This window comes from Nitratireductor thuwali, from assembly GCF_036621415.1.
In the GTDB taxonomy this organism is placed as follows: domain Bacteria; phylum Pseudomonadota; class Alphaproteobacteria; order Rhizobiales; family Rhizobiaceae; genus Chelativorans; species Chelativorans thuwali.
Map to the genome: position 1 here is coordinate 164,895 of NZ_CP030943.1, position 25,648 is coordinate 190,542.

Here is a 25,648-nt window from a genome sequence, read left to right on the forward strand (position 1 = left end):
AAATCTTTACTTTCGGAGCCGCACACCCGGTCCGCATCCGTCTTCGCTGATAAACTCCGCGCCGCTTGATTCCAAGACCTGTTGCAGAGCCTCTACCACTTCGTCCGGGCAGGCGACGTTGCCGTTCTCGAAGCGGGTAACCGTAAGTCCAGAGACTTTTGCCTGTTTTGCGAGCTCACGGACGGAAAGTCCCAGCCCCGCTCTGGCCATCCGGCACTGAGACGGAGAAAGACGGCCATTTTGGTTGTGCTCCATCGTGCATTCCCGGTCGTGGCCAGGACTCTCCTCCGCCGGCTGATCAATTCTGTTCGCCGGGTACGCGCCTGCCGCCAGCTCCGCCAGATTCCCACGCATTCGCGAAAGCGTATCTCGGGACTGTTTCGCCACTTCGTCGTCCAGTCCGTTGCAAGTGGCAACGCAGAGTTCGGTGAAGACTTTCTTGATCCTTCTGACGAGCGGAATCGCCGCGGGCCGCAATAGAACCCGCTTCGCTCGGCGGTCGTTTTCGTCGGGCTCCCGCTTGACCAGGCCCGCAGCCTGCAAGCGATCGAGCGCGCCGACGAGGGTCATCGCCTCGCAGGAAAGCAATTGGGCCAACTGCGTCTGGCGGAGGCCTTCATTTTGCGCCACGGTCAGGAGCACGCGGGCCTCGGCAGGCGTCACTGCAAGCCCCGCGGCCTCGAATTCGAACGAAAGCTGTCGGTGGAACGACTTGGCAAAGGCGAGCGCTTCAAGGGCAAGGGCGACCTCTCCCGGCAAGCAAACACGGACTTGATCGATTTGGACAGCGACTTGGTTGCTCGGGACTCTGTCGGGCATGGATTGTCAAAGAGCCTTTGATCGGACCTTCGGCCTGTCGGAGTGCGGGTTGGACATCTCCATCCGCCCGATCAGCAGGCTGCAGGCCAGATGGTCGGCGAGATATGTGGCCACCGAACCTGACCACCACCTTGCCAAGGTTCCATGCTGGCGGTGTCCGACGACAACGAGATCGGCATCGATCTCCCTTGCGACGGCGCAAATCTCCGGTCCGGGGTCACCCATATTGAGGCGGGCTTCGGGTCGGAGGCCCATGTCTTGCAACCGCCGCTCGCCTTCGGCGAGAATGTTCCGGTAGACCTCGCTCTGGTCGCCGACAATTCCCGGATGCACGCCCTCCGCAAGCACGATGCCCGCGGAAATCTGCACCACCGCCAGCAGGCAAACCTGCGCTCCGCATAGCTGCGCGAGTCGCGCTCCCTCGCGAAGGGCAAGACGCCCGTCGACAGACCCATCATATGCCAACAGCACCTTGCGGTACATATCCGTACCTTGCTTCATGATCGAGGCTAAGCTATTCAGTAGCACACTATCAATAAGAAAGCTAAGACTTTGGATCCGAGCAAAGAGTTTGCCGTGGAACTTGGCCGGGTCGGGCGCCGTTGGCGAACGCTCCTCGACGCGCGCGTGAAGCATCTGGGGCTGACGCAGGCGCGGTGGATTGCACTTCTGCATCTGCGACACTCAGGCTGTCTTGCGCAAAGGGACCTTGCCGACAAGATCGGCGTGGAAGGGCCGACCTTGGTGCGTCTGCTGGACGCGCTCCAGGAGCGGGGACTGATCGAGCGCCTCGAGACCGGCGATGACAGACGCGTCAAGAAAATCCACCTCACCGAGAGCGCCACACCGCTCATCGACGAGATAGACCGCATTGCGGATGCTTTCAGGAAAGAAGTGATGGAAGGCATTCACCCGGACGATCTGGCGACCGCGCATCGCGTGCTGCGTCTCATCGGCAGCCGACTTGAAGGATTTTAGGATGAACATGGAAGCAAAGCCCTCGCAGTACGCGAAGGTGAGGGAGTTGGACGTCGCCGAAGCCGAGCCTTCGGGGGACACCGTCGAAACAACCGCCTCACGAGGGCGGCGCGACGGAAGAGTCCGCCGCCTCGTCCGAACGGTGGTGATTCTGGCGGCGCTTGGTGTTGCAGCCTATTTCACATATCCGTGGCTGGCGGCGCGCTGGACCCATGTCTTCCTGGACGATGCCCGCATCGCCGGCAATCTGGTCGCCGTCAGCAGCGAGGTCTCCGGCAGGATCGAGACGCTTTCCGTCATTGCGGGAGACAGAGTCGCAAGGGGCCAGGTTCTTGCGACGCTGGATTCGGCCTCCGTCACACAAGAGCTGAAAGGCTTGGAGGCTCAGGTATCCGGCGTAAAGTCACAGCAGAACCAGTTGCGCGCGCAGCAGGACTTGATACGAACCCAGGTCGCCGCCAAGCTCGACGCGGCCCGCGCCCAAATTGCCGCTGCGGAAGCCGCGCACGCATCTGCCGAGGCGACGCTCGAAAACGCGCAATCCCAGTTCGACCGCGTTGCGGCTCTTGCGGGGCGAAATGTTCTGTCAATCCAGCAGCTCGAGGATGCAGAAGCCCAACTCGCGGCCGCTACGCAACAGGAGCGTTTGACCGCGGCCGGCATTGAGACCGCCAAGGCAAATCTGCAGGTGGTCGAGGCGGAGGAGGCTCAGATCGGCGTTCTTGAACGGCAGATCGCCACGCTTGACGCACAGATCGAAGCATTGACCGCGCAGATCGAACAAAAGCGCATCGACCTGACGAAGCGCGAAATCCGAGCGGAGTTCGACGGCGTGATCGACAGCACCTTTGTTGACGCCGGTGAGTACGTATCGCCCGGTGCCAGGCTGCTCATCTATCACGATCCCGAGAACGTATGGGTCGATGCGAACGTAAAGGAGACGGATTTCCGGAATGTTCAAATTGGCGCACCCGCTCGGATCACCGTCGACGCCTATCCCGGACGGGAATTCCACGGCGAGGTCGTGCGTCTCGGCGCGGCGGCTACAAGCCAGTTCGCCCTGCTGCCCAGCCCCAATCCGAGCGGCAACTTCACCAAGGTGACCCAACGCCTGCCGGTGCGGATTTCCATCGGAAAGCAGGACGGTCTGCTGCGTCCGGGAATGATGGTGGAAGTCAGCATCGATGTCGTCGATCGATAATCTCTTCGACCGTTATGGTCCGGCCTACCGTTGGCTGGCGACGGGAACCGTGATGATCGCCGCGATTGCGGTCGTGCTCTCGACCACGATCGTCAATGTCGCAATTCCCGGGGTCATGGGGACGTTCGGCATCAGCCAGGTCGAGGCGCAATGGATTTCGACCGGATTCCTCGCTGCGATGACCGCGACGATGCTGCTGGCCGACTGGGCCAACAGGGCCTTCGGCCAACGGCTGAGCATGATCACCGCGCTCATGCTGTTCGCGGCGGGATCGGTGCTGGGCGGGCTTGCTCCCAACGAAACCGTGCTGACCATTGCGCGGGTGATCCAGGGCGCGGCCGCCGGAATCGTACAACCACTTGCAATGGTTCTGCTCTTCCAGGTCTTTCCTGCGAACCAGCGCGGCGCCGCCATGGGGATATTCGGCATTGGCGTCGTGCTCGCACCGGCGCTCGGCCCGTGGATCGGCGGGATCCTGATCGATGCATTCAACTGGCGGTATGTCTTTTACCTCGGTCTTCCCTTTGCCGCGCTAGCCATTGTCCTGTCGAACCTTTTTTTGCCGTCGCGGGCCGAAAGAGGGCCGCGCCCGGGATTCGACTGGACCGGCATGATCCTTCTTTGCGTCTTTCTCGGTTTTCTGTTGAACGCACTGACCAACGCCCAGCGCGAGGGCTGGACCTCGGATCCGATCCTGGCACAGTTCGCGATTGCCGCGCTCGCGGCGTCGGGATTCGTTCTTTGGGAGATCAGGACCGAAAAGCCCATGCTCGACATGCGGCTTTTCGCGCAGTTGCCCTTCGCCTCCGCCTGTCTGGTCGGCTTCATCATGGGCGCGGGCCTCTTCGGCTCGACCTATCTGGTCCCGCTGTTCGTGCAGACGATCCAGGGGTTGACGCCGACACAGGCGGGCCTGCTGCTGATGCCCTCGGGCTTTGTTCTGGTGCTCGTGTTCCCCATCGCCGGGCGCTTGTCCGATCGCCTCCCGTCAGGCTGGCTGATCGGCTCCGGTCTCGCGATCTTCGCCTATTCCTCCTATCTCACGTCGGACATCGACATCAACACGAGCTTTTGGACGCTCGCCTGGCTCACCGTGCTGTCGCGGGTTGGTCTGGGCCTCATTTTCCCGTCGCTAACGGCCAGTTCGCTAAAGGTGCTGCCCGCAATGCTGGTCGCCCAGGGGTCGGGAGCGATCAATTTCATACGACAGCTCGGCGGTGCCTTCGGCGTCAACCTGCTTGCCGTCTTCCTCGAGCGACGGACCGTGATGCACGCCGACGCGTTCGCCGCGACCCAGACCAGCGACAACACCGCGACAATTTCGCTGCTGAACCAGGTTGCCGGAATGGTCAAGGCGGCCGGCATACCGGATTTCCAGCAACTGCCGGCGGCGATGTCCTTTCTCGCGCAAAGCATCGCAATTCAGGCGAATACGGCCGCGTTCCGCGATGGCTTCATTGTTGTGGCGATCGTCTTTGCGATTGCGCTGTTGCCGACATGGCTGCTGTATCGCGCCGAAACCCGTCACAGGCTCGACGCGCACAGCGCCCCTGTCGGCGCGACCGACTGACGATGTCGGGCACGGCCCTCTTCGGCCGGGCGGTCAGCCGCATCAACGCGGCCGCATCAAGCCGTGCCTCGCACGAAATCGGGGCGCCAGTGACTTGGAAACGAACCCATGCAAACCCCACCCCCTCACGCCGACTCTTCCGACCAGACCCGGCAGGCGTTGATCCGCGCCGCTCTTGAGCTAATCGGCGGCAAGGGTTTTGACGGTACCTCGACCCGTGAAATCGCCGCCAAAGCGAAAGCCAATGTCGCCAGCATCGGCTATCATTTCGGCGGCAAGGAAGGCCTCCGGAATGCCTGCGCGGACTTCATCGTCGAGACGATCCGAGGCGCTGCCGCATGCGCGTTCCCCTTCGACCGTCATGATCCGGTCACTGCCGCTGACCCGGACAGTGCAGCTGAGGAATTGCGCGTGGCGCTGGAAACCATGGCCTTTTGCGTAATGAGTCGCCCGGAAATGTCGTCGATTGTCCAGTTCATACTCCGCGAGATGGCGCATCCGACCTCCGCGCTGGACCGAATCTATACAGGCGTCGTAGAACCCGTTCACCGCCACCTGTGCCAGTTGTGGGAAGCGGCGACGGGCGAGCCCGCCGAGGAAGAGACGACACGCATCACCGTCTTCACTCTGATAGGCCAGGTGCTCTATTTTCGTATCGGTCGCGAGGTGGTGATGCAGCGGATGAACTGGCAGGCGGTCGGTCCCCGAGAGTCAGCCATGATCGCATCTTCCCATTCGGAGTGGCCGAAATAACCATGGTATCCGTCGATCCAGAGATCCTGCGTGGCGACGGCCTCTTCGTTTGGGGCCCCTTTCTGGAGGGCAGCCGCGCTGCCCACCGAAAGCGGCGCCGACGAACCGGGAGACCGATTCATGACCCGGCATAACCTGGTTCGGGCATCAGCCGCAGGCACCCCGTCTCCGGCAACGGCTCCACACGCGTCCACGGTGACTATCGCCGCCGACAGCGGCGCTAAGAGCCTTGTGCCGGGCCGGCTATACCGCGCACAGGCCCACCGAAGCGGCCTGTCCACATCAATCCCTGCGCCTCTCAGAAGCGGTCGCGCCAACGCCGACATCGGCCGCAGTCCGAAATCCCCATAGTCATCGGCTGCAGCCCGCGGGTTCCTGCATGAGAGGCTTGCGTACGCCTGCCGGCACCCGAAACCCTTCACCGTTTCGGACATTAACGGCTTAAGTCTCAAACGCTGAATGCGGACGTTCCACGTTCTTTCGACGACCGCTGATCTCGGACACCTAATGATTAAGGTGACCCCATAGCCGGCACGGCGAACAGGCGGGAAATATCGTTAAGACTGAAACGACGTCCTTAATGGCGAAGGCGGTACCGTAGTCGAATACGAGACCTGCTGGGCGATGCCGAAGAGGCTCGGGAACTCCTGAGTCGCTTCTCCGCGATTGTCCGATTCGTTTGGGTTTAATGTCAGTGATCCGTGCGTTTTGGTATCAGAAGAGGCTAACCAGGAGTTCATTCGCCGAACCGGGACGTTCCGTTCATCGCACCATGAACAGCGCAATCTGCGGGAAAACGGCCATCAGGGCGATGAATGCGAGCATGCCCGCGACGAAGGGAAGGCAGCCAAGGAATATCTTGGTCAGAGGCACATCGGGCGCTACGGTTTTTATGACATAGACGTTGACGCCAAGAGGCGGTGTTACCAGGCCGATCTCGGCGACGATTATGATGTAGATGCCGAACCAGACGGGATCGATGCCAAGCGACGTCGCGATCGGGAACAGGATCGGAACAGTAAGGATCAGCATCCCGAACAGGTCCAGAAGACAGCCGAGAAGCAGGTACAGTATCGTCACAGCCACGATGAACGGAGCATAGCCGAGATTCATCGACAGCATCCAGCCGGTGAGCGCGCCGATGAACCCGGTCTGCACCAGGAACCGTGTGAACAGCGTGCCGCCGACGATGATCATGAACAGCATCGTCGTCAGGAAGGCCGCGTCCGCGAGAGCGTGGCGGATCGCCGCCAGGCTCAGGCGTCGCTGCAACGCGCCCATGACAAGAACGGCGAAAACGCCGACGACGGCGCCTTCGGTCGGAGTGAACACGCCCATGTAAAGACCACCGAGCAGGAATCCGAACAGGCCCAGCACCGGCAGGATATGCGCCAGCGCGCGAAGTCGCTCGGAAAGGGGCGGCATGTCGACGGCATGCCCGCCTTGGGCAGGGTCGAACCGGACGATCACGACCACAATCGCCGAGAACAGGATCGCGATCAGGATGCCGGGGATCACCCCGGCCACGAACAGCTGGCCGATCGAGGTTTCAGTCATCAGTCCGTAGAAGATCATGATGATGCTGGGCGGGATAAGGATGCCCAGCGTCCCCGAGGACGACATGACTCCCGTCGCGAGCGGCAAGCCATAGCCGTAGCGGCGCATCTCCGGAATGATTATGGCGCCCATGGTGCGGGCGGTCGCGGTGCTCGATCCGCTAACGGCGCCGAAGCCGGCACATGCAAATACCGCGGCAACAGCCAAACCGCCCGGCAACCAGCCCAGCCAGTACGACGCTGCTTGGAAAAGGTTTTTAGCGATCCCGGTGTGATAGATCAGGTTTCCCATGAGGATGTAGAAGGGGATCGCGATGAGGACGAACTTCGTGCCTTCCGACCACAGCGCAAGGGTTGTCTGAGTCATCGCGGTGGACAGGGAACCGACCATCGCCAACCCTCCGATGCCCACTACCACGAGACTAAGGCCGATCGGGACGCCGACGATGATGAGTAGGATGAGAAGGACGAAAGCGGCTGCTCCGAGAGTGATCACGACAACTCTCCGTGCGTCTGCCCTGCTGGCTCGCGCGAAACGAGCTTCGAAAGCGCCAATAGGCCGGAGACAACAGCGACGACACCGAGGACGGCACGAAACCAGCTGAGCGGCAGCTCCAGATCAGTCGATCGCTCGTTGAACACCGTCATCAGACCGATGTCGCGCCAGCACTGGATCGCGATCAGGACGGAAACGCCCAGCAGCATGAGCCAGACCGCCCTCGCCAGCAGGTCGCTCAGTCCACGGCTTATGATCGCCGTCAGGAAATCGGCCTTGATATGAACGTTCCTGCGCCAGCTTTCGGGAAGGGCCAGAACAATGGCGAGGAAAAGAGTCAGCGTCGCGGCTTCCTGCGCCCAGATCAGGGGGTCATGAAAGAAGTAGCGCCGCACGACGTCGATGCCGACCAGGACTAGGATCGCCGGCAGGCAAACATAGGCCGAGAGTGCGAACAGGCCCCGCGAGACGAATGTGAGAATGCGCATGGATGCCCTTTTGGGTTGGAAGGCCCGGCCCCGCTTAAAACGGGGCCGGAGCCAGGCCGTTACTTGATCGGGCGCGTTCAGCGCAGGCCTTCTACCGGCGGGAGGGCGAGGATCTCCTCGTCGCTCATGCCTTCATACTTGTCCCGTAGCGCGCGCATGTCGGCGACGAACCGCGCCGCGGCCGAGTTTTCGCCACCGTTCTTCGCAACGAACTCGTCCCACATCGGTGCCAGGAGTTCGGCGATCTTTTGTTTGTCCTGCTCGCTCGGCTGAACGATGGTGACACCAGCTTTACCCATTTCGGTCAACGCATTTTGGGTCAGACCCATATACATCCGCGCATAGTCGTATCCGGCCTCGTTGCCCGCTTCCGCAAACACCGCTTTCAGATCGTCTGATAGGCCGTCGTAGAATTGCGCGCTTATCGCGTGCGGGATGGCAATGCGCGCCACGCCGATCTGGTAGTAATGCTTGCCGACTTCTATCATCCGGTAGGCGACCATGTCCGCGCTGGAAAGGATGATCCCGTCGACCACGCCCTGCTGGAAAGCGGTGTAGGCGTCGGTGATCGACATCGTTACAGGCGTTCCACCCAGCCGTTCGACGATCTCCGTCGCTGTCGCGCCGCCAGCGCGAATGCTCAGGCCCTTCAGATCTTCAAGCGAATTGATCGGCTTCGAGGCAAGGATATCGTAGCTAGGAGTGGAAGCGTCGAAAGCCAGCTTCACCCGCAGATTTTCGTATTCGTCGCGTAGATACTTGGCGTAGAGCTCGTCCATCACTCGCACTGTGGCAATATCGCTCGTCGGCATCGCGCCGGGCAAGCCCAGGCCGTGGAACAGAGTGAAGCTGCTCGCCTGGTAAAGTGGCCAGGCTGATGTTACATCGGTAATGCCGGTTGCTGCGGCCCGAAAGCCGTCCGCCACCGGATGCAGCACCTCGCCGGGATAGCGCTGGACTTTCAGCTCCCCTTCGCTGAGGTTCTCCAGCCGGTCTGCATATGGGGCCATGACCTGCTGCCAGGCGGCGGATGTTTCGGGCTGGTTGTACGACAGTCGCACGTCCGTCTCCGCCAGCGCCGTCGACCCGGTAAGCGCGAGCACAAACGCGATCCCCGCCGCCTTGAATGTCGAGATTCTCATGATGTCCATTCCTCCCTTGGTTTTCTGGCGTTGTTTGTGCCAGAGGACAGATGCAGCAAGCGCCCCGCTCCTTCCGCGGGGCGTGTCGTCAGGTGCGCGCACCCGACGCATGCAGGCCGGCGATAAAGCCGAAGGTCATGCCCGGGCCCAGCGTTATGCCGCCTCCCGAGTAATTTCCGCCCAGCACGCTCGCCATATCGTTGCCGACGGCATAGAGGCCGTGAACGATTTCGCCGGCGTCGTTCAGGACGCGCGTGTGATGATCGGTGCGAATGCCGGCGAAGGTGCCGATACTGCCCGGGATCACCCGGATCGCGTAGAAGGGCCCGTTCGCGATCGGAGCGAGACAGGGGTTCGGCTTCACTTCCGGGTCTCCGTGGAAGCGGTTATAGGCCGTGCTGCCGCGCGCGAACTCCGTGTCGACGCCGGTCGGCACATCCTGGTTGAATTTCGTCACGGTCGCTTCGAAGGCGGAAGGGTCGATCCCGGCGTTGCGCGCGAGGTCGGACAGCGTCTCCCCCCTGACCAGGTATCCTGACCTGATCGACGGCCCCAGTGGCATCGGCGCGGGTTTCACATGACCCAAGCCATAGGACCGGATCGTGCGGTGATCGCAAATCAGAAAGGCCTCGGCCGGCTCGCCTGCGGGTGTGGCAGCCTCCAAGCCCTGAATGAAATCGTGATAGCTGTTGGACTCGTTGACGAACCGCCGGCCGTTTCGACCCACAGCGATAACGCCCGGTTTGCCGCGGTCGATGAAATGCGGGAACGGCCCCTTCGTGCCGTCGGGGCGCGGAACCAGGCTTGTCGGCGCCCATGCAGCCGCGTTGGGGTAGTCCATCAGCGTCGCCGCGCCGATGGCCTCCGCCATTCGCAGCCCGTCGCCGGTGTTGCCGGGGCTTGCCGCCGAGACATGTTCGCCCTCGGCCGACGGGTGCTTGTAAAGGGTTTGACGCCGCGAGACATCCTGCGGAAAGCCGCCGCAGGCGAGCACCACTCCATTGCGGGCGACCACCTGCCGCAGGCCCTGCCGCGTGAGTACGACGGCCCCCGTCACCGTACCCGAACCGTCGCGGACCAGCGATTTGACCGGGCTCTCCAGCATCACCTCGACCCCGAGGTCCCGGGCGGAGCGATGGAGCCGCGCGGCGAGAGCGTTGCCGTTGGTCAGCAATTGCGAGCGTCCCGTGAACGCCCGGTCCAGCCCGAATTTGGCCAGCCGCCGCGATACGTAGAGGAAGGACTCCGGCCGTTTGAACGCCCGGTAGAAATGCCAAAGCTCCTTGCCCGAGCCGATGGCCAGTCCGAACAGGGTCAGTTCCTTGCGGGGCGGCCGCAGCTTCGCGATGTCGTCGCCCAAGATAGACGCCTTGGCGGGCTTGACCAGGATCGAGCGCCCACCCGCCGTGCCGCCGGGAGCATCCGGGTGATAGTCGGAGAAGGCCGGCGACGCCTCGAACCGCACATGCGTGTTCTCTTCCATGAAGTCGATCATCGCCGGACCGGAATCGAGAAACGCTTCGGCCCGGGCGGAGTCGAACTGGTTTCCCGCCTCATGCCGGATATAGGCCAGAGCGGCGTCCTTGCTGTCGTCAACGCCGGCCGCGCGACTGACCGGGTTGTTGGGCACCCAGAGATAACCGCCGGAAAGCGCTGTCGTGCCGCCGAACACAGGCTCCTTCTCGGCGACGACAACCTTGAGTCCGTTCCTGGCGGCGACGATCGCCGCCGTCATCCCGCTGGCGCCGGATCCGGCAACCAGAAGATCGCATGTGATCGAAGGCAATGTGCGATCGGCGCTATCGGTCATATCTGGATCTTTCATGTGCATTGCTAAGGAGATCAGTTGGCGAGGTAGCCACCGTCGACGGGCAACATGGTGCCGGTGACGTAGCTCGACAGATCCGAGGCCAGGAACAGCACCGGGCCGACCAGTTCCTCTGGCTGGCCTACGCGGCCCATGGGAGTGTGCCCCATGAAGCGCGCCATGGCATCGGGATTGGCTCGGGTGCCCTCGGTCATCGGGGTGGCGATCACGCCGGGGGCGATTCCGTTGACGCGCACGCCGTCTGCGGCGAGGTCGCAGGCGAGCGCCTTCGTCAGCTGTAATACGCCACCTTTTGAGGCGGCATAGCTGGCCGAATTCCTGTAGCCGACAAAGGAGGCGATCGAGCCCAGATTAACGATACGCCCGCGGGTTTTCTTCAAATGGTCGAGGAAGGCCACGACCATGTTCGCCATGCCCTTCAGGTTAATGTCGATCTGGGAGTCGAGATGGGCGAGAAAGTCCGGCTCGTGCGGAGCCGTGCGTCGGGTGACGCCTGCATTGTTCACAAGTACCGAAATCTGGCCGAATACGGCCCCGGCCTCGCGGGCGAGGGTTGCGCATGCATCGCGGTCAGACACGTCGAGCGGGAATCCACGCGCCCGGCCACCTTCCGCCTCGATCCGCTCCGCCTGTTCTCGGGCGCCATTACCGTTGACATCGCACAGGAGGACCGAGGCGCCAGCGGCCGCCAGCCCCGATGCAATGGCAGCGCCATTTCCCTGAGCAGCGCCAGTGATTACCGCAACATCACCGGCCATAAGCCCTGACAGTGTTCCGGACATATTTTCCTCCCAGTCAGTTCCGCTCGTTGCCACTCCGCCTTCAGAAGAGGCATATTTCGTATTGCAGATCAAATATTATGTATTACATAATATGCGCTACTTTATGTGATATTGCTTACGGGATCAAATCGTGTCAAGTGTCATTCTCGCGGCGCTGGGGCGCCGAAAAGCGGAGAACAGGGCTGTGCTGGATGAAATTGCGACCGCGGTCGAAGTCGGGGGAAAGCCGGACCAGATTGGCGTCCAATCGGTTGAAGTCGCGGGGAGAATCCTTGAAGTCCTGATCCAGGCCGACGGCCCGATGAAACTGGCGGAGATCGCCAGCGAAGTAGGCATGCCCTCGGCCAAGGTGCATCGCTATCTTGTCAGTCTTATCAGGACTGGCTTGGCAATGCAGTCCAGAGACACATCGAAATACGATCTCGGACCGACTGCCTTCCAGCTGGGAATAAAGGGATTCGCCAGGTTCGAGCCCCTGAAGGCCGCGGAAACCATGTTACGCGATTTGGTCGAAATGGTAGGCGAAACGGCCGCATTGGCCGTCTGGGCCGAAAGAGGGCCGACCATGATCCGCGTCATCGAAGCCCGGCACGATTTCGCCACGACGATAGCGCCGACGCACCACTGCCCGCTTACCTTCTCGGCGACCGGCATCTTGTTCGCCAGTTTCGAGGACCCCGCGCGCACGAATATCGCGATTGAGCGCGAATTGGAACAGAACCGGAATTCCGGCCGCCCGAATGCCCCGCGCGATCGTGTCTCGCTGGCCGAGATGATCGCTGAGACCCGCAACCGTGGCTTTTCAGTCATGAACGATGGTGGCGGCGATGGTTTCGGGGCTGTCAGCGCCCCAATCTTCGACGTAGCCGGACGCCTTCGTATGGCCTTGACCGTCTTCGGTCACACCGGAAGGGTTGATACGAGTCCGGACGGAATATTGGCGCGCATCGTCGCGCGGACCGCGCGTTCCTTATCAGCAGCGTTCGGTTATAAGGATTGACGCTCTGAATTAGCATACTCCTGTCTTTGTGACACGAACTTGCAAACCGCTGACTCGTGGATGTTCGTCGCACCAGAAGACGCCATCGAATGGGTTTCCGCAACCTTAGCGGCGTCTGTTGGCCGGGCTGTGCTCAGAGGAGTATCCGGAGCTTCCACGCACCATGGCCTGCTGCCGGTTTTCGGACACAAAGCTAGCATAGCATGCTCCTCGAACTCGATGGGGCTGAGATAGCCCAAGTCGAGTGCCTTCGCCGAGGGTTGTAGAAGCGCTCGATGTAATCGAACACATCCGCCCTGGCATCAGCCCTCGTCCTGTAGACCTTGCGGCTCCGACATATTGAACCAGTCAAGAATGTGCGTCACGGGCTGTCTTGTCGCGCTGAGGACGATGCCCTGCAGCCCGACGTCTCCGTCGCTGAAGACAGTGACGTCCCGGCCAGGCAGCCATCCCTGTGCCCGCATCGCGGCACGAACCACACCGTGCTTGCCGGTGGCCACGTTCGGCGCGGCCGCGAACTGACGCGGTGGCCGTCCCGGTGAAACAACGCGCCCCTGTCAACGCCGCCTCAATTTTCCCCAGAAGTGCCGAAGTAAAATTCCCCACTCGGCCGGGTCCGGTAATCAGCCGGTTTTATGGATTGGCAGCTCCGTTCCTGGGCGGCCGTTCGCGACGTTTCGGAGGCGGTGGTGGCGTGATTGGTGCGTTCGCGCGGACATGTTCGGGGATCAGGTCCGCGTGGCTGCGAATCCGGTAGCTTGCCCCCTCGATCTGGATGACGACGGCATGGTGCAGGAGGCGGTCCAGAAGCGCGGTGGCGACGACGGGATCGCCGAAGACCTCTCCCCACTCGGCAAAGCCGCGGTTGGATGTAAGGATCATAGCGCCCTTCTCGTATCGCGCATTGACGAGTTGGAAGAACAGGTTGGCGCCGCCCTGGGTGATGGGCAGGTAGCCGATCTCGTCGACGATCAGCAGCGAGGCGCGAGAGTGGAAGCGGATTTTCTCCGCGAGCTGGCCTTGTCGTTCGGCCTTCGCAAGCCCGCCGATCAGATCCGCCAAGGTGGCTCGGTAGACCTGCCGGCCGGCTTTGACCGCCGCGACGCCGAGCGCGGTCGCGAGGTGGCTTTTTCCAGTTCCAGGTGGCCCCAGGAAGTGAACAACCTCGGCGCGGCGGATGAAGTCGAGCTGTGCGAGCGCCGCTATCCTCTCGCGGTCAAGCGATGGCTGGAAGCTGAAGTCGAAGCTTTCCAGTGTTTTGGCCGGCAGAAGCTTTGCCGTCAGCAGCGCTACGTCAATCCGGCGGGTTTCCCGGGTCGCGTATTCCTCGGCGAGCAGGGCATCGATAGCCTCGATGCCGGTGATCTCTCCCTTCTCGAGCTGCTGCATCGTGTGATCGAGCGCCTCGAGTGCACGCGGCATCTTCAGCCCGACCAACGCGCCTCGGATGCGGTCCAGAACCTCCGTCATGGCCGGCTCCCTTCCGCCAGGCGTCGGCCCACGGCATCATAGAAGGCTAGCGAGCGCCGCGGGACTCCAGTTGCCTGCGGCACTGGTCGTTGCGGTGGCACGGTCTTGCGATGAGCCGGATCGACCCGTCGCCGATTCCTGCCTTCGAGAACTGGATGCGCGGCGATCAACGCTCCGTCTTCGAAGATGCGGATTTCGGAAGTGAGGTTCTGGACCTCGACGACGCGCTTGCGGGTCGTGTCAGGAACGCTGTAGTGGTTGCCGTCCACCGAGACCATGCCCTCGTGGCTCACGCGCCGTTCCACCGTCAGAACGGCGCTGTAGGGGACCGCGGGCAGCGGTTTCAGATGTGGCAATTCCTCGGCAAAGGCCTCGTCGACAACCCGACCCGTCGTGGCGTGAATCCTCGGATTGGCGACCTCGCTGCGCCAGGCATCGAACCGAGCGTTTATATCATCGATGTTTCGGAACGAGCGGGCGAGGAAGAAGTCCTGGCGGATGTAGCGGAACGGCCGCTCGATCTTGCCCTTCGTCTTGGCCCGATAGGGGCGGCAGGCCCGGGGCACGGCGCCGTAATGGTTCAGCAGCGCCACGAGCGCGGCGTTGTAGGTGATTACACCCGCGTCGTCCTCGCCGATCACCGCGGTCTTCATCCGGTCATAGAGAACTTCCTCCGGCACACCGCCAATGGCCCGCGAAGGCGGCGATGTGGCAGCGCATGACCGATTGCAGGTTCTGGCTGGAGACGAACCGCCCCCACAGCCAGCGGCTGTGACCCAGAATGATCGAGAACAGCCAGGCCTTGCGCGCAGCGTCAGGCTCATCCGTGAACGTCACCGCGAACTCCGCAAAGTCGACCTGGGCCTGCTTGCCCGGCGGCGTCTCGAACCGCCGCTCGAACCGGAGACGTTTTGGCGGACGAGCATCGCGCAGAAAGTCCGTGACCGCCGTATAGCCGCCCTCGTAGCCCATCTCCCGAATCTCACGCAGAAGGCGCGCTCCGGTCAGGTCGGGGAAGGCGAGCGCACGTTCCCGTAGATAAACCTCGAATGGTTCGATGACGCGCGCCCGCGGAGCCCGTGGCCCGTAACTCGGCGCTTCCAGGCCGAGCTCGAGATACTTGCGCACAGTCTTGCGGTCACAGCCCACCTTCCGCGCAATCGCGGTGATGCTGAGACCCTGCTTCTTCAAATCGTGGATCAAGACGATCTCCCTCAGTGCCTTCACCTGACTGCCCCCGCCGTTCCTCGCTCGGGGCATCAGGCCAGCTTCCCGCGGCGCCGCCAATTTCCGGATATTGAAGGTCCGGAAATCGCCGACGCCGCTCGCGTCTGGGGAAAATTCAAACGGCGCTTTCGGGGAGATTACGTCCGGAGATTACACGCCCCATCGAGATTTCGAAATGCCGGCTTTGATACCCGGGAACCGCGCGGATGAAGGCACCATCAATGAATACGGGATGGGCGCTGCGTCGGCTCGGCTGATGCGATAGGGGCTTTCGGCGTCCCACCTTTCGATCTGATCGGCCACCTTGACCAGCCGGTTGACAACGGTACGGTGATTGTGTGGTCGGGAGGTCGGCACCAAGAGATCAAGGATACGGGCTGCTTCGCGAAACGACAATCGCGAGCCGAGTTCGGCCTGGATGCGCTCCAGTTCCGGCGTTGCTCTGCCCGTCAACAGGGCCTCGATGCTTCCGGTGCCCGAGCTTGCCGTTCTTCCGCAGGCACAGCTGCGGAACCGAGGTACGCGCAGGCGACAAATGCCGAAGAGCGAATGGACCGTACGAGACCGATAATCATGAACCCCACGAGGGGGTTGCATTCGGGACATTTCCGATCCTGCTGGCCGGCTTGATCCACCTGGACCTGGGTAAACTCTTCCTGCAGACGCCGCTGGATCGCCTTGCCATCCTCCAGGGAGAGGCCGAAATCGCCGAGCCGCGCACAGTCGATAATCCGCTCGACGATTGCGACTTCCCGACACCGTGGAACGTCATCGGCGCCGACAATTTCCACCCAGACCTTCATCCTCAATTGCGTCATCCACGAGTGCCCTTCCAAAAAAGGCCTCGACTACCCGAAGATTCTTACCCCCACCTTTTCCCGCTCCCCCATTTAACCGTAAGCGCTGTTCCGCAGGCGCTCGGCGGCCTGTCGGACGACCAAGCCGAGTTCCAGATTCAGGACCGGCTGTCCTTCATGCGCTTTCTGGGCCTGGTGCTCGGCGATCGCGTACCCGACGCTAGACTAGGACGATATGGCTGTCCCGCGAATATCTCACAAGCCGCGCCGAAGCAACGCGACTCCGGCGCAGAGAAGGCCGATATCGAGGCGGACAAGGTTCCGGACGCATGTGTAATCGCCGCACGTAATCTCCCCGAAAGCGTCGATTGAATTTTCCCCAACCGCAGGAAGCTGGTCTGATGCACCGAGCGAGGAAAGGCGGAGGCAGGCAGGTGAAGGCACTGAGGGAGATCGTCATGATCCGGGGCAGGGTCTCAGCATCACCGCTATTGCGCGGAAGGTGGATTGTGACGGCAAGACTGTGCGCATCAGACTTGAGCTCCTCTGCCACCACGGAATTGCCGGTTATAGCGGGTCGAAGCGAACGCGATGTCGATGGCGAAGGAACGGGCTTCGCCGGCATTGAGCGGCAGTGACGGCTCGTTGGCGCCGTCGGTAAGGCGGCCAATGCTGCACGGCTCGATCGAGAGCACCCCGCTGTGTGGACGCAAATTCCGCCAGAGCTGGAGCCACGGCAGCGTATCCGTGCGCCAGCGGAAGTCGATCGCGGGGCCACAATCAGGCGAAACAACGCGACAGTCTGCCCAGTCCCCGTATGCACGATGAAGCGTTGCCGCCCGCGCCTCGGTCTCCGGAATTGACAGCGGCCCAGCGACGCGCCCTTTGTCCAAAAGCACTTCCGTGCCGTCGCGAACCGCGGGGTAGCCTACGTTGAAATGATAAAGCGCCAGCACCGTAGCCGGGTCAGGGCCAATCACTTCCACCGTGTCCCGGATGCGGATCGTCGCGCCACCGATCGGGGCCTCGACCCGCCGACGCATCCGATAGGCGGGATCGCCTTGGCGCCGGCAGACCGCCTCACCCTCGCAATAGAGGAGAGGTTCCTCCGCGTCCCAGTTCTCCCCGCTGTCCATTAGCCGGGCCGGGGTGAACGGCGCCGAACCGTGCAGCGGCAGCCCGTCTGTCGGCTGCCGGATGTGATCGAAGCCGCAGGTGTTGAGAAATCCGCCAAAGCCGCGTTCGAAGGCGCGTGGTCCGCCCGCAAACACATCGACGGGCCGCATGCCGGCGGGGCTTTGCCAGGCGATCTGACTTCCGCGCCACGAAAGCAAGGCAATGTCGAGCATGCGGCCCGGCGTCACCCAGAAGTCCAGGCCGCCGCCGGTCGAAAAGACAAGCGCCTCTACGCCGGCTTCTGCTCCTTCCGCCAGGATAACGCGGCGGACGCTGGCGACCTGCCTGAGATCGCCGACGAGGCTGCGTACATCCGAAGGGGCGGGGCGCGTGTTCAGACTATGTCCCCTGGCGGGAGCTGATGAGTGAACCGTGCACTTCCGTGCAAGAATTCAACCTCCGACACGTTCGCCCGACGGGTCGAACAGATGCCAGCTATCGGCGAGAGGTCTGACATGGAGCGTCTCTCCCGTGTGAAGATTCTCTGCAATGGCCTGGTCGGCACTGATCTTGGCCGTCAGATGTCCCATCGGCGATTCACCGAACGCAAAGGTGTCGGAGCCGGTGTACTCGATCGCTCCCACCACCATCGGCACACCGCCCGACACGGGCTCGCGCGCTATGTCGAAGCCCTCGGGACGGATGCCGAGCGTATAGGGGCCTGCAGCGATGCCCACAGGCGAGGTGGGCTCCGGGCCGCGTGGTGGAAGAACGAGCTGATCGAAATAGACCGCGCCGCTCTCGACCCGCAGGTTCCCGGCCAGCATATTGATCTCGGGCGAGCCGATGAAGCTCGCGACGAACACGTTGCGGGGCCTTTCGTAGATTTCGCGCGGGGAGCCGACCTGCTGGATACGTCCCTGGTCGAGCAGCACGATGCGATCGGCCATCGTCATCGCCTCAATCTGATCATGCGTGACGAAAATCGACGTCGCGCCCAGCTTGTCGTGAAGTTCACGCAGTTCAATTCGAGTGCGGGCCCGCAGCTTTGCGTCGAGGTTGGACAGCGGTTCGTCGAAAAGGAACACTCTCGGCTCACGCACGATGGCGCGGCCCATGGCGACCCGCTGCCTCTGCCCGCCCGAGAGTTGTCCGGGCTTGCGGTGCTCGAGGCCTTCGAGCGACAGCATACGCAGTGCCTCGGACAGCCGCTCGCCGATGGTCGCTTCGTCAGTGCCGCGCATGCGCAACGCGAACGTCATGTTCTCCGCGACCGTCATATGCGGGTAAAGCGCATAGGATTGGAACACCATCGCCATGTCGCGGTCACCGGGATCGCGCGCGGTAACGTCCTCGCCATCGACGCTGACGGTGCCGGCGTCGACAGCTTCCAGTCCGGCGACCATCCTGAGCAGAGTCGACTTGCCGCTTCCCGAGGGACCGACGAGCACGACGAATTCTCCCGAGCATATGTCCAGGTCCAGCGACGGAATCACCTTCACGCTCCCGTAGGATTTTCTTAGGCCCTTCAGCGACACGTCAGACATCGCCGTCTCCGCCTCGGCGGCATGGCGCCTGCTTCGTCGTTCTCATTTGACTGCTCCCGCAAGTAGGCCCCGGACGATGAAGTTCTGCCCGACGAGAATGAGGACCAGGGCAGGCATGATCGACAATAACGTGCCGGCCGCCATCTCGCCGTAGCGTATGTCGTATTCCTGCGCGAAGGTGGCGATCGCCACCGGAACGGTCATCGTGTCGCGCGAGGTAAGCGTGAGCGAAATGGCGAAGTCGCTCCACGAAAAGATGAAGGTGAGCGCGGTGGCGGCGATCATACCGCCGCGCACCAGCGGAAAGACGATGCGCCAGAACACCTGGGCGTAGGTGCACCCGTCCATCCGCGCCGCCTGGACGAGTTCGCGCGGCAGCGCGCCGACAAAGCTGACCATGAGGAAAAGCGCCATCGGGAGGTTGTGGACGGCATGCGTCATGATCACCGCGAAATAGGTGCCATGAAGTCCGGCGGCTGAGTACATCAGGTACCAGGAGCCGACGAATGTCAGCGTCGGCAACATGTGGAAAAGGAGCGCCCAGCCCAGTATCGCCCACCGCACCCACGGCTTCACCTCCAGATAGACGATGGTGAAGGCCGCCATCGTAGCGACGATAATGACGATCGCCGTCGACGCGACGCCGATCACGGCGCTGTTGAACAGGTTGGCCAGGAAGTCCGACTGGCGGGAGAAGAGAAGTTCCCGGAAATTGATCCAGGTCAGCGGCGACAATGTCGCGCCTGTGATGATGTCGATCTTGAACTTGAACGCGTTGGACAGCACCCATAGCGTCGGCCCCAGGATCACCAGCGCATAACCCCAAACCACTGTGTTGGCGAGCACGCGGCCGAGACTGATGCTTCGATTCATGCCGCACCATCCCGGCGTGACGCCCGCCGCTGCATGAATTCACGGGCAAGGATGATGACGAGGCTGATGGAAAACAGCGTCACGACCGACATTGCGGCGCCATAGCCAACCTGGTCCTGCCGGAAGAACGTCCTGTAGATCGAGAAATTCACGACTTCGGTGGCCGTTCCAGGCCCGCCCGAGGTCAGCAGATAGATCTCGTCGAAGACCTTGAAGGACAGGATCACGCGGAAGAGCAGCGTGATGACGATGGTGGGCATCATCATCGGCACGATGACATGGCGAATCTGCTGCCAGCGGCTCACCGTGTCGATACGCGCCGCCTCCAGTACCTCGCCGTCCAGGGATTCCAGCCCCGCCAGCATCAGGAGGAAGACAAACGGCGTCCAGTGCCACACATCGACGAAAATGACAGACGCCAGCGCGATGTCGGGATTGCCCAGCCAGTCCACTGGCCCGAGGCCGACAAAGCCGAGCAGCGTGTTCGCCAGCCCGAATTCACGCCCCATGATCAGCCGCCACATCGTCCCGATCACGATCGGCGGCACGACGATCGGCAGAAGGAAGATGCCCGTCAGCAGCGCGCGACCGTAAGATCCGGCAGTCTTGACCGCCAGCGCCATGGAGAAGCCGAGCACCATCTGACAGGTCACCGCCACCACCGCGAAAACGACATTGTTGCGCACGCCGGCCCAGAAAACGTTCTCCTGGACGAACAGCCGGCGGAAATTCTCCGTGCCCACGAAGTCGAAGCTCGCGGCACCCTCGCGCCATTCGACGTGAAAGAAGCTCAGCCCGAGCAGGTTGAGGACGGGAAAGGCCGTGAGCAAGATGAAGAACGCGGCGACAGGCAACAGGGAGCTGACAATCCAGAGCCGGTTGCGCCTGGCCTTCTCATAGGGTCGCCTAAGGTCCATCAGGTCGATCCAGTCCGCTCGGCGACCGGCGCCGGCCCGATGCCGGCGCCGTGCGCGCTCAAAGGTCGGGCAGCCGCGATACGGTGAAGCCAGCCCGCTCCAGAACACCTGCCAGATCGGCGGTGGCCTGGTTCAGTGCCTGCACCGGGGTGAGTTCACCGATGACGGCCCGGTTGAAGCTCAGCGACATGGCGTCCGAGGCTTCGGCGGCGGCGGCGAAGGGAAGGCCCATCACTGCATGCTGCGCATTCTGCGAATACGCATCGATGAAGCGGAACGCGGTATTATCGCCAAGGTCGGCGCCGGTGATGTCGCCGCGCACCGGCACCCCGCCGGCGCGCACGTAGTCGACCTGGCGCTCCTTCTGGGCGAACCAGTCGAGGAAAGCGAGCGCCGCCTTCTGCTTTTCGGGCGCGACGTTCTTCGGGATGCCGGCGACCCAGTGACCGGCGCTCGACGCCACTAAACCGCCCGGCCCCGCCGGAAGCAGGGCCGCGTTGATCTTGCCGACGACGCGCGAGGCATTGGGGTCCTCGAGCTGCCCCCAGGCCGCGATCACTGCGATCGCTTGCGCTCCCTTTCCGGTCGCCATCAACTGGATCAACTCGCCCTGCGCGATATTGCCGGGTCCGGGAGGACCGGCTTCGGTTGCGATTTTGACATATGTTTCAAGCGCCTGGAGTCCCTCCGGGCTGTTGAGCGTGACCTCGGCCTGTTTGGGGCCGGTTATGCGGAAGAACGCGGCGTCGTGGCTGAACAGGTAAGGCGTGAAATTGTAGACGATGGAGTCACGTGCCGCCCGCGGCACGAATCCATAATACTCGCCACCTTCCTGGATCTTCTGTGCGTTGGCGAACAGATCGTCCCAGGTCTTCGGTGGCTGCAGTCCGAGCTGCTCGTAGATGTCAGTGTTATAGTAGAGTACCTGGACGTTGCCGTTGACCGGAACGCCCATCAGCGCGGCGTCGGCCGAGAAGGTCGCGGCAGAGGTGTCCCAGTTCGTCGTGTCGCCGTATGACAGCACGCCTTCGGGCAACTTGTAGTCCGCCTCGACGTCACCGAGCGGCGCCAGGAAACCTCCGGAATATATCTCGGAAAGCCACAGCGAGTTGACGTTGACGATGTCGTAGGTGCCCTCGGCAGCACGCACCGAATTGCGTATCTTCTCAAGCAGGCCGCCGAACGGCGAGACGTCCAGCTCCACGACGTTACCCGTTTCCTCCTCGTACTGATCGACCATTGCGACGAACGAGTTGAGCCAAGGGGACTGGTTGATGGCCATCGAGACGGTTGGCTGGTTCTGGGCAGATGCTACACCCGCACCTGTCGACATTAACAACGCAACTGCCAGTGCGCGTAAAGCGCTCCGGCCGTCCCTAGGTTTCATTGCAGCATACATGTTCATTTCCTCCCTTGTACTGACGATATTGCGGCGGTTTGGTCGAGCGACATCCAGGCGAAATATTCACGCGGAGCGTCGTGTCCGCGAAGGATACGGACGGCCGCATCCCTGAGCCGAGCCTCCACCGCCGAGTCTTGGATCGGCTTCAATTGATTGGGATCGTTGGCGTTGTGATAGATGGCGGACTCGAAAGCGCCGAATTTCGTCCCGTCGAGGCCCGGCGGCCGGCGTGCCTCGTTGAGTGCGTCGAAGCGGAGAAGCTTCTGTCCCTTGGTGAAGTCGAACGGGTGGGCCAGCGACATGGTCTTCAGTTCGGTGGAATTGAAGAAGCCGGTCATGTGGGTCGGCATTAGTGTGTACTCACCGAGTTGTTCGTCGAACAGGTTTGCCGGATAACGGAAGTAGCTGTACTCCCCGTCGGTCACGCCGACCGGTCCGCCGAACATGCCGAAAATGATCGCGTCCGGGCCTTTGGCGCCATCTATGATGGGCAGCAATGAGCGTCCCGTGACTTCCGGCGGACATGGCCGCCCGAAGATGTCGAGCATGGTCGGCATCAGGTCTGTAGTCTGGGTCAGCTCAACGACGCGGGTGCCCGCCCGCTCGGCGAAGCGTGGATGATGGACCATCAGTGGGATATGCGAGATCTCCTCGTAGTAAGGCGTCAGGTTCTTGCCCCACCAGTCGTGCTCGCTGAGCAGGAAGCCGTGATCGGTGGTAACGATCAGGCAGGTGTCCTCCCACAGGCCGTGTCCGTCGAAATAGTCAAGCAGCTTGCCCAGATAGGCGTCGCACATGGCGACCAACGCGGCGTAGTTGGCCCGGATCTCGGCGATCTCGACCTCGCTCTCGCGTACGGCGGCATATTTCGGCCAGTCCAGGATCGGCCCGTTATACGACGTCCGGTATGCATCCTTGTACTTGTCCGGCGCGTGGAAAGGCTCGTGCGGGTCGAAGCATTCCAGATGCAGCATCCAGTTGTCGGCACCACGATTGTCGTCGAGGAACCTGAACGCCCGGTCGAAGCACTGGGGACCTGGATATTCCTCCTCCAGCCTGATCTTTTCGCGATTGATCTGGTGTTGCCTGCGCTTGGGCTCGGTCGGCACGTTGTAGTGTCGATCGGAGTACATCTCCTTGAACCGCTCGATTGGCGGTTCAACCATTGCGATCCAGGGATCGTATTCCTGCCCCCGGATGAATTCCCATGTCCGGTACCGGCTGTGATAGGTTGCGCCGCCGTCCTCGAAGTAGTGGAAGTGGTCGCTGATAAGATGGGTGTAGACGCCGGCCGACTTCAGGATCTCCGGCATGGAATTGTCGAACGGCTCCAGTGGGCCCCATGACCGATGCATGAAGTTCAGCCGCCCGGTATGAATATCGCGCCTAGCTGGCATGCAGGGTAGCGATCCGACATAGTGCTTGTCGAACGTGATCGCCCGCCGCGCGAAACGATCGAAGTTCGGCGTGGCGATCTGCTCCCCGCCATAGCACCCGAGCGCGGTTCGGTTCAGTGAATCGAAAAGCACAAAGACTGCGCGCATGAACTCCTCCTATACCGCCACTCTAGACAGCCGCACAGACCATGGGTAATAGTAATGGAGATATCAGGTATAACTGCTGGCTATGGATCAGATCTGGCGCCTCAAACACTTCCTCGCTGTTGCCGAGGTTGGCAGTGTTCAGGGTGCCGCCCGCACTCTCAACATCAGCCAGCCGGCCCTGTCGAAGTCGCTTCGGCTGCTCGAAGAGCATCTGAGGACTACGCTATTCGATCGCTCGGCACGGGGCGTCGTGCTCACGCCGATGGGAGAGGCGTTCTATCGGCGGGCGCGGGAAATCCAGTCGGAATGGGACAGGTCTCTGATTGAACTCGGTGCCACACGCGACGGAGCTCAAGGCGAACTGCGAATCGGAGTTGGCCCCACCTATGCCGTCGTCTTCATGCGGCGGGTGCTGGCCCGGCTCGCGCGCGACTATCCCAACCTGCGCGTCTCGGTGCGAATGGGAGTGGGTGCTCTGCTCATTCCCGCGCTGCAGGCGGGTGAGATCAGCCTTTATGCCGGAGGATTGGGTACTTTCGATGATCATCCTGGAGAAGGTCTGGACGAGCTGTTTCTCTACGATCAGTCGAACTGCATTGTGGCGTCGAAGGACAGTGCCTTGAGCGCGCGGGACAAGGTCGAAGCCAGGGACTTGGCCGCGCATCCCTGGGTGATGCTGAGCTACGACAGCATAGCCATGGAGCAGATCGGCCGGCTGTTCCGGTCGGCCGGCATGACGCCGCCGCAATCGACCGTCTCCACCCAGTCACTGAACCTTGCGCTTGAACTCGTCCGCCACGACGGCTTTTTAACCAGCCTTCCGCACCCGCTGGTGCATCCAGACATCAATCCGGAGCTATGTCCGCTCAACGTCAACGGTTACGAATGGACGATAGCAAGCGGCGTGACCTATCGCAGCTCGATGCGTTCGCTCGCCCCCGTTAAGACGATGCTCGCGATGCTGAAGGAGGACATCGCGCGGCTCGGCTTAACGTAGATCGTTTTCTCTTCTCCCGGAATCGCTCTAAGATCTTTAGAGACAACTGGCCCTGGCAGCGGCAGGGCCGGTCAATCAGCGAAGCAGCGATCCGATCTCCTCTGACCTGATGTGGTGGACGGCCTCCGCTCCCGGCATCGCGATGTGCCAAAGTGTGGCTGTCGAAAGTCACATGAGGGAGAGCCGTCCATGGAAAAGGTTAGCACAATCGGTCTGGATATCGCCAAGCACGTCTTTCAAGTGCACGGCGTTGATGCGGAAGGCGCGGTCGTTGTCCGCCGGAAGCTGCGCCGCGACGATGTCGCCACGTTCTTTGCATCATTGCCGCCGTGCCTGATTGGTATCGAAGCCTGTGCGACGGGCCACCACTGGGCTCGTATCGTGACGGCGCTGGGCCATGAGGTCCGCTTGATGCCGGCAGCTTATGTGAAGCCCTATGTAAAACGGCAGAAGAACGACGCCACCGATGCCGAGGCCATCTGTGAAGCGGTAAGCCGGCCCACGATGCGCTTCGTGCCGATCAAGAGCGAGGAGCAGCAGAGCGTTCTCATGCTGCATCGGGTCCGCGAGCTACTGATCCGTCAGCGGACTATGCTGATCAACGCCTTGCGAGGGCATCTGGCCGAGTTCGGGATCGTCACCCGTCAGGGCGTCGCCGGAGTGAGCATGCTGGTCGCGCTGGTCGAAGACGAGGATCACGACATGATCCCTCGGCTTGCCCGATCCGCTCTCCTCCCCCTGATCCAGCAGCTTCGTGAGCTGCACGAGAAAGTTGGCGAGATGGACCGGCAGATTCATGCCTGGCACCGATCTAACGAGCTCAGCCGGCGCCTCGAGACGATCCCCGGCATCGGCCCAATCACTGCCAGCGCGATCGTCGCGACCGTGACGGATGCGCCCATGCAATGCTACGCTTCAGCCGCAAAGGGAAGGCGGCTCCAACAGTATGGGCGAGCGAACTACTGGCCAAGAAGCCCTACACCGTCGTTGCCGTGGCTTTGGCCAACAAGATGGCGCGGATAGTCTGGGCGCTCATGACCACCGGGAAGAGATTTGAAGTCCGCGCTGCCTGACAGCCGCGAACGGCAGCAGAGATGGTGAGGTGCTGATGGTGTGATGACGAACGGTCGAGCCGGGATTGGAAA

General features: G+C 62.0%; 21 protein-coding genes and 5 pseudogenes. 8 read left to right on the forward strand and 18 right to left on the reverse strand.

Going from position 1 to position 25,648, the window contains the following annotated elements:
• Positions 1 to 6 precede the first annotated feature (6 nt).
• Positions 7 to 819, reverse strand: a complete 813-nt coding sequence (locus NTH_RS22845; RefSeq protein ID WP_338532292.1) for a MarR family transcriptional regulator — start codon at positions 817 to 819, stop codon at positions 7 to 9.
• Between the two features lie 6 nt (positions 820 to 825).
• Positions 826 to 1,455: a universal stress protein gene (locus NTH_RS22850; protein WP_338532293.1), complete on the reverse strand. Its 630-nt coding sequence runs from the start codon at positions 1,453 to 1,455 to the stop codon at positions 826 to 828.
• Between NTH_RS22850 and NTH_RS22855 the strand changes: the two genes are divergently transcribed.
• The 4 genes from NTH_RS22855 (at position 1,447) to NTH_RS22870 (ending at position 5,321) form a co-directional block, all read left to right on the forward strand.
• Complete coding sequence (locus tag NTH_RS22855) at positions 1,447 to 1,797, forward strand: MarR family transcriptional regulator (protein ID WP_338532294.1); 351 nt, start codon at positions 1,447 to 1,449, stop codon at positions 1,795 to 1,797. The two genes, NTH_RS22850 and NTH_RS22855, sit on opposite strands and share 9 nt — an antisense overlap.
• A gap of 1 nt (position 1,798) precedes the next feature.
• Positions 1,799 to 2,998 (forward strand): HlyD family secretion protein, encoded by a 1,200-nt coding sequence (locus NTH_RS22860; RefSeq protein WP_338532295.1) that lies wholly within the window; start codon positions 1,799 to 1,801, stop codon positions 2,996 to 2,998.
• Positions 2,982 to 4,568, forward strand: a complete 1,587-nt coding sequence (locus tag NTH_RS22865; RefSeq protein ID WP_338532296.1) for a DHA2 family efflux MFS transporter permease subunit — start codon at positions 2,982 to 2,984, stop codon at positions 4,566 to 4,568. The genes NTH_RS22860 and NTH_RS22865 overlap by 17 nt, the downstream gene beginning before the upstream one ends.
• A gap of 108 nt (positions 4,569 to 4,676) precedes the next feature.
• Positions 4,677 to 5,321, forward strand: a complete 645-nt coding sequence (locus NTH_RS22870; protein ID WP_338532297.1) for a CerR family C-terminal domain-containing protein — start codon at positions 4,677 to 4,679, stop codon at positions 5,319 to 5,321.
• A 762-nt stretch (positions 5,322 to 6,083) separates the two neighbouring features.
• Here NTH_RS22870 and NTH_RS22875 read toward each other — a convergent pair.
• The 5 genes from NTH_RS22875 to NTH_RS22895 all read right to left on the reverse strand — a co-directional run bounded on the left by NTH_RS22875 (position 6,084) and on the right by NTH_RS22895 (position 11,613).
• The gene (locus NTH_RS22875; RefSeq protein ID WP_338532298.1) at positions 6,084 to 7,373 is read right to left on the reverse strand and encodes a TRAP transporter large permease; all 1,290 of its coding nucleotides are present in this window, start codon (positions 7,371 to 7,373) and stop codon (positions 6,084 to 6,086) included.
• A complete protein-coding gene (locus NTH_RS22880; protein ID WP_338532299.1) occupies positions 7,370 to 7,861 on the reverse strand; it encodes a TRAP transporter small permease in 492 nt (163 codons plus the stop codon). The genes NTH_RS22875 and NTH_RS22880 overlap by 4 nt, the downstream gene beginning before the upstream one ends.
• A gap of 77 nt (positions 7,862 to 7,938) precedes the next feature.
• Positions 7,939 to 9,012 (reverse strand): TRAP transporter substrate-binding protein DctP, encoded by a 1,074-nt coding sequence (locus tag NTH_RS22885; RefSeq protein WP_338532300.1) that lies wholly within the window; start codon positions 9,010 to 9,012, stop codon positions 7,939 to 7,941.
• 79 nt (positions 9,013 to 9,091) lie between these two features.
• Positions 9,092 to 10,813 carry an FAD-binding protein gene (locus tag NTH_RS22890; protein ID WP_338532301.1) on the reverse strand — a complete coding sequence of 574 codons (1,722 nt, stop codon included), beginning with the start codon at positions 10,811 to 10,813 and terminating at the stop codon, positions 9,092 to 9,094.
• A gap of 32 nt (positions 10,814 to 10,845) precedes the next feature.
• Positions 10,846 to 11,613 (reverse strand): SDR family NAD(P)-dependent oxidoreductase, encoded by a 768-nt coding sequence (locus NTH_RS22895; RefSeq protein ID WP_338532302.1) that lies wholly within the window; start codon positions 11,611 to 11,613, stop codon positions 10,846 to 10,848.
• A 130-nt stretch (positions 11,614 to 11,743) separates the two neighbouring features.
• Between NTH_RS22895 and NTH_RS22900 the strand changes: the two genes are divergently transcribed.
• A complete protein-coding gene (locus NTH_RS22900; RefSeq protein WP_338532303.1) occupies positions 11,744 to 12,613 on the forward strand; it encodes an IclR family transcriptional regulator in 870 nt (289 codons plus the stop codon).
• A 191-nt stretch (positions 12,614 to 12,804) separates the two neighbouring features.
• Here NTH_RS22900 and NTH_RS22905 read toward each other — a convergent pair.
• The 5 genes and pseudogenes from NTH_RS22905 to NTH_RS22925 form a co-directional block, all read right to left on the reverse strand.
• A pseudogene (locus tag NTH_RS22905) lies at positions 12,805 to 12,944 on the reverse strand (IS3 family transposase); the annotation flags it as partial.
• A gap of 1 nt (position 12,945) precedes the next feature.
• Positions 12,946 to 13,167, reverse strand: a pseudogene (locus NTH_RS22910) (ISKra4 family transposase); the annotation flags it as partial.
• A 79-nt stretch (positions 13,168 to 13,246) separates the two neighbouring features.
• The gene (gene istB / locus NTH_RS22915) at positions 13,247 to 14,083 is read right to left on the reverse strand and encodes an IS21-like element helper ATPase IstB (RefSeq protein WP_338532304.1); all 837 of its coding nucleotides are present in this window, start codon (positions 14,081 to 14,083) and stop codon (positions 13,247 to 13,249) included.
• A pseudogene (istA, locus tag NTH_RS22920) lies at positions 14,080 to 15,310 on the reverse strand (IS21 family transposase). Before istA ends, istB begins: the two are co-directional and overlap by 4 nt.
• A gap of 130 nt (positions 15,311 to 15,440) precedes the next feature.
• Positions 15,441 to 16,128: pseudogene (locus tag NTH_RS22925) on the reverse strand (ISKra4 family transposase); the annotation flags it as partial.
• A 6-nt stretch (positions 16,129 to 16,134) separates the two neighbouring features.
• Between NTH_RS22925 and NTH_RS23195 the strand changes: the two are divergent.
• On the forward strand, positions 16,135 to 16,479 hold the full coding sequence (locus tag NTH_RS23195; RefSeq protein ID WP_422392462.1) for a transposase: 345 nt from the start codon (positions 16,135 to 16,137) through the stop codon (positions 16,477 to 16,479).
• Between the two features lie 158 nt (positions 16,480 to 16,637).
• Here NTH_RS23195 and NTH_RS22935 read toward each other — a convergent pair whose 3' ends face one another.
• From NTH_RS22935 to NTH_RS22960, 6 genes are all read right to left on the reverse strand, one after another.
• Positions 16,638 to 17,675, reverse strand: a complete 1,038-nt coding sequence (locus NTH_RS22935; RefSeq protein WP_338532409.1) for a DUF4432 family protein — start codon at positions 17,673 to 17,675, stop codon at positions 16,638 to 16,640.
• A complete protein-coding gene (locus tag NTH_RS22940; RefSeq protein WP_338532305.1) occupies positions 17,676 to 18,770 on the reverse strand; it encodes an ABC transporter ATP-binding protein in 1,095 nt (364 codons plus the stop codon). It lies immediately after the preceding gene.
• A 42-nt stretch (positions 18,771 to 18,812) separates the two neighbouring features.
• Positions 18,813 to 19,643: a carbohydrate ABC transporter permease gene (locus NTH_RS22945; protein WP_338532306.1), complete on the reverse strand. Its 831-nt coding sequence runs from the start codon at positions 19,641 to 19,643 to the stop codon at positions 18,813 to 18,815.
• A complete protein-coding gene (locus tag NTH_RS22950; RefSeq protein WP_338532307.1) occupies positions 19,640 to 20,560 on the reverse strand; it encodes a carbohydrate ABC transporter permease in 921 nt (306 codons plus the stop codon). The genes NTH_RS22945 and NTH_RS22950 overlap by 4 nt, the downstream gene beginning before the upstream one ends.
• Positions 20,561 to 20,618: 58 nt before the next feature.
• Complete coding sequence (locus NTH_RS22955) at positions 20,619 to 21,842, reverse strand: ABC transporter substrate-binding protein (RefSeq protein ID WP_338532308.1); 1,224 nt, start codon at positions 21,840 to 21,842, stop codon at positions 20,619 to 20,621.
• Positions 21,843 to 21,961: 119 nt separating this feature from the next.
• Positions 21,962 to 23,506, reverse strand: a complete 1,545-nt coding sequence (locus NTH_RS22960; protein ID WP_338532309.1) for a sulfatase — start codon at positions 23,504 to 23,506, stop codon at positions 21,962 to 21,964.
• An 82-nt stretch (positions 23,507 to 23,588) separates the two neighbouring features.
• On the opposite strand from NTH_RS22960, the gene NTH_RS22965 reads away from it, so the two are divergent.
• Positions 23,589 to 24,503: a LysR family transcriptional regulator gene (locus NTH_RS22965; protein ID WP_338532310.1), complete on the forward strand. Its 915-nt coding sequence runs from the start codon at positions 23,589 to 23,591 to the stop codon at positions 24,501 to 24,503.
• A 189-nt stretch (positions 24,504 to 24,692) separates the two neighbouring features.
• Positions 24,693 to 25,576 (forward strand): annotated as a pseudogene (locus tag NTH_RS22970) (IS110 family transposase).
• The last annotated feature ends 72 nt before the right edge of the window (positions 25,577 to 25,648 follow it).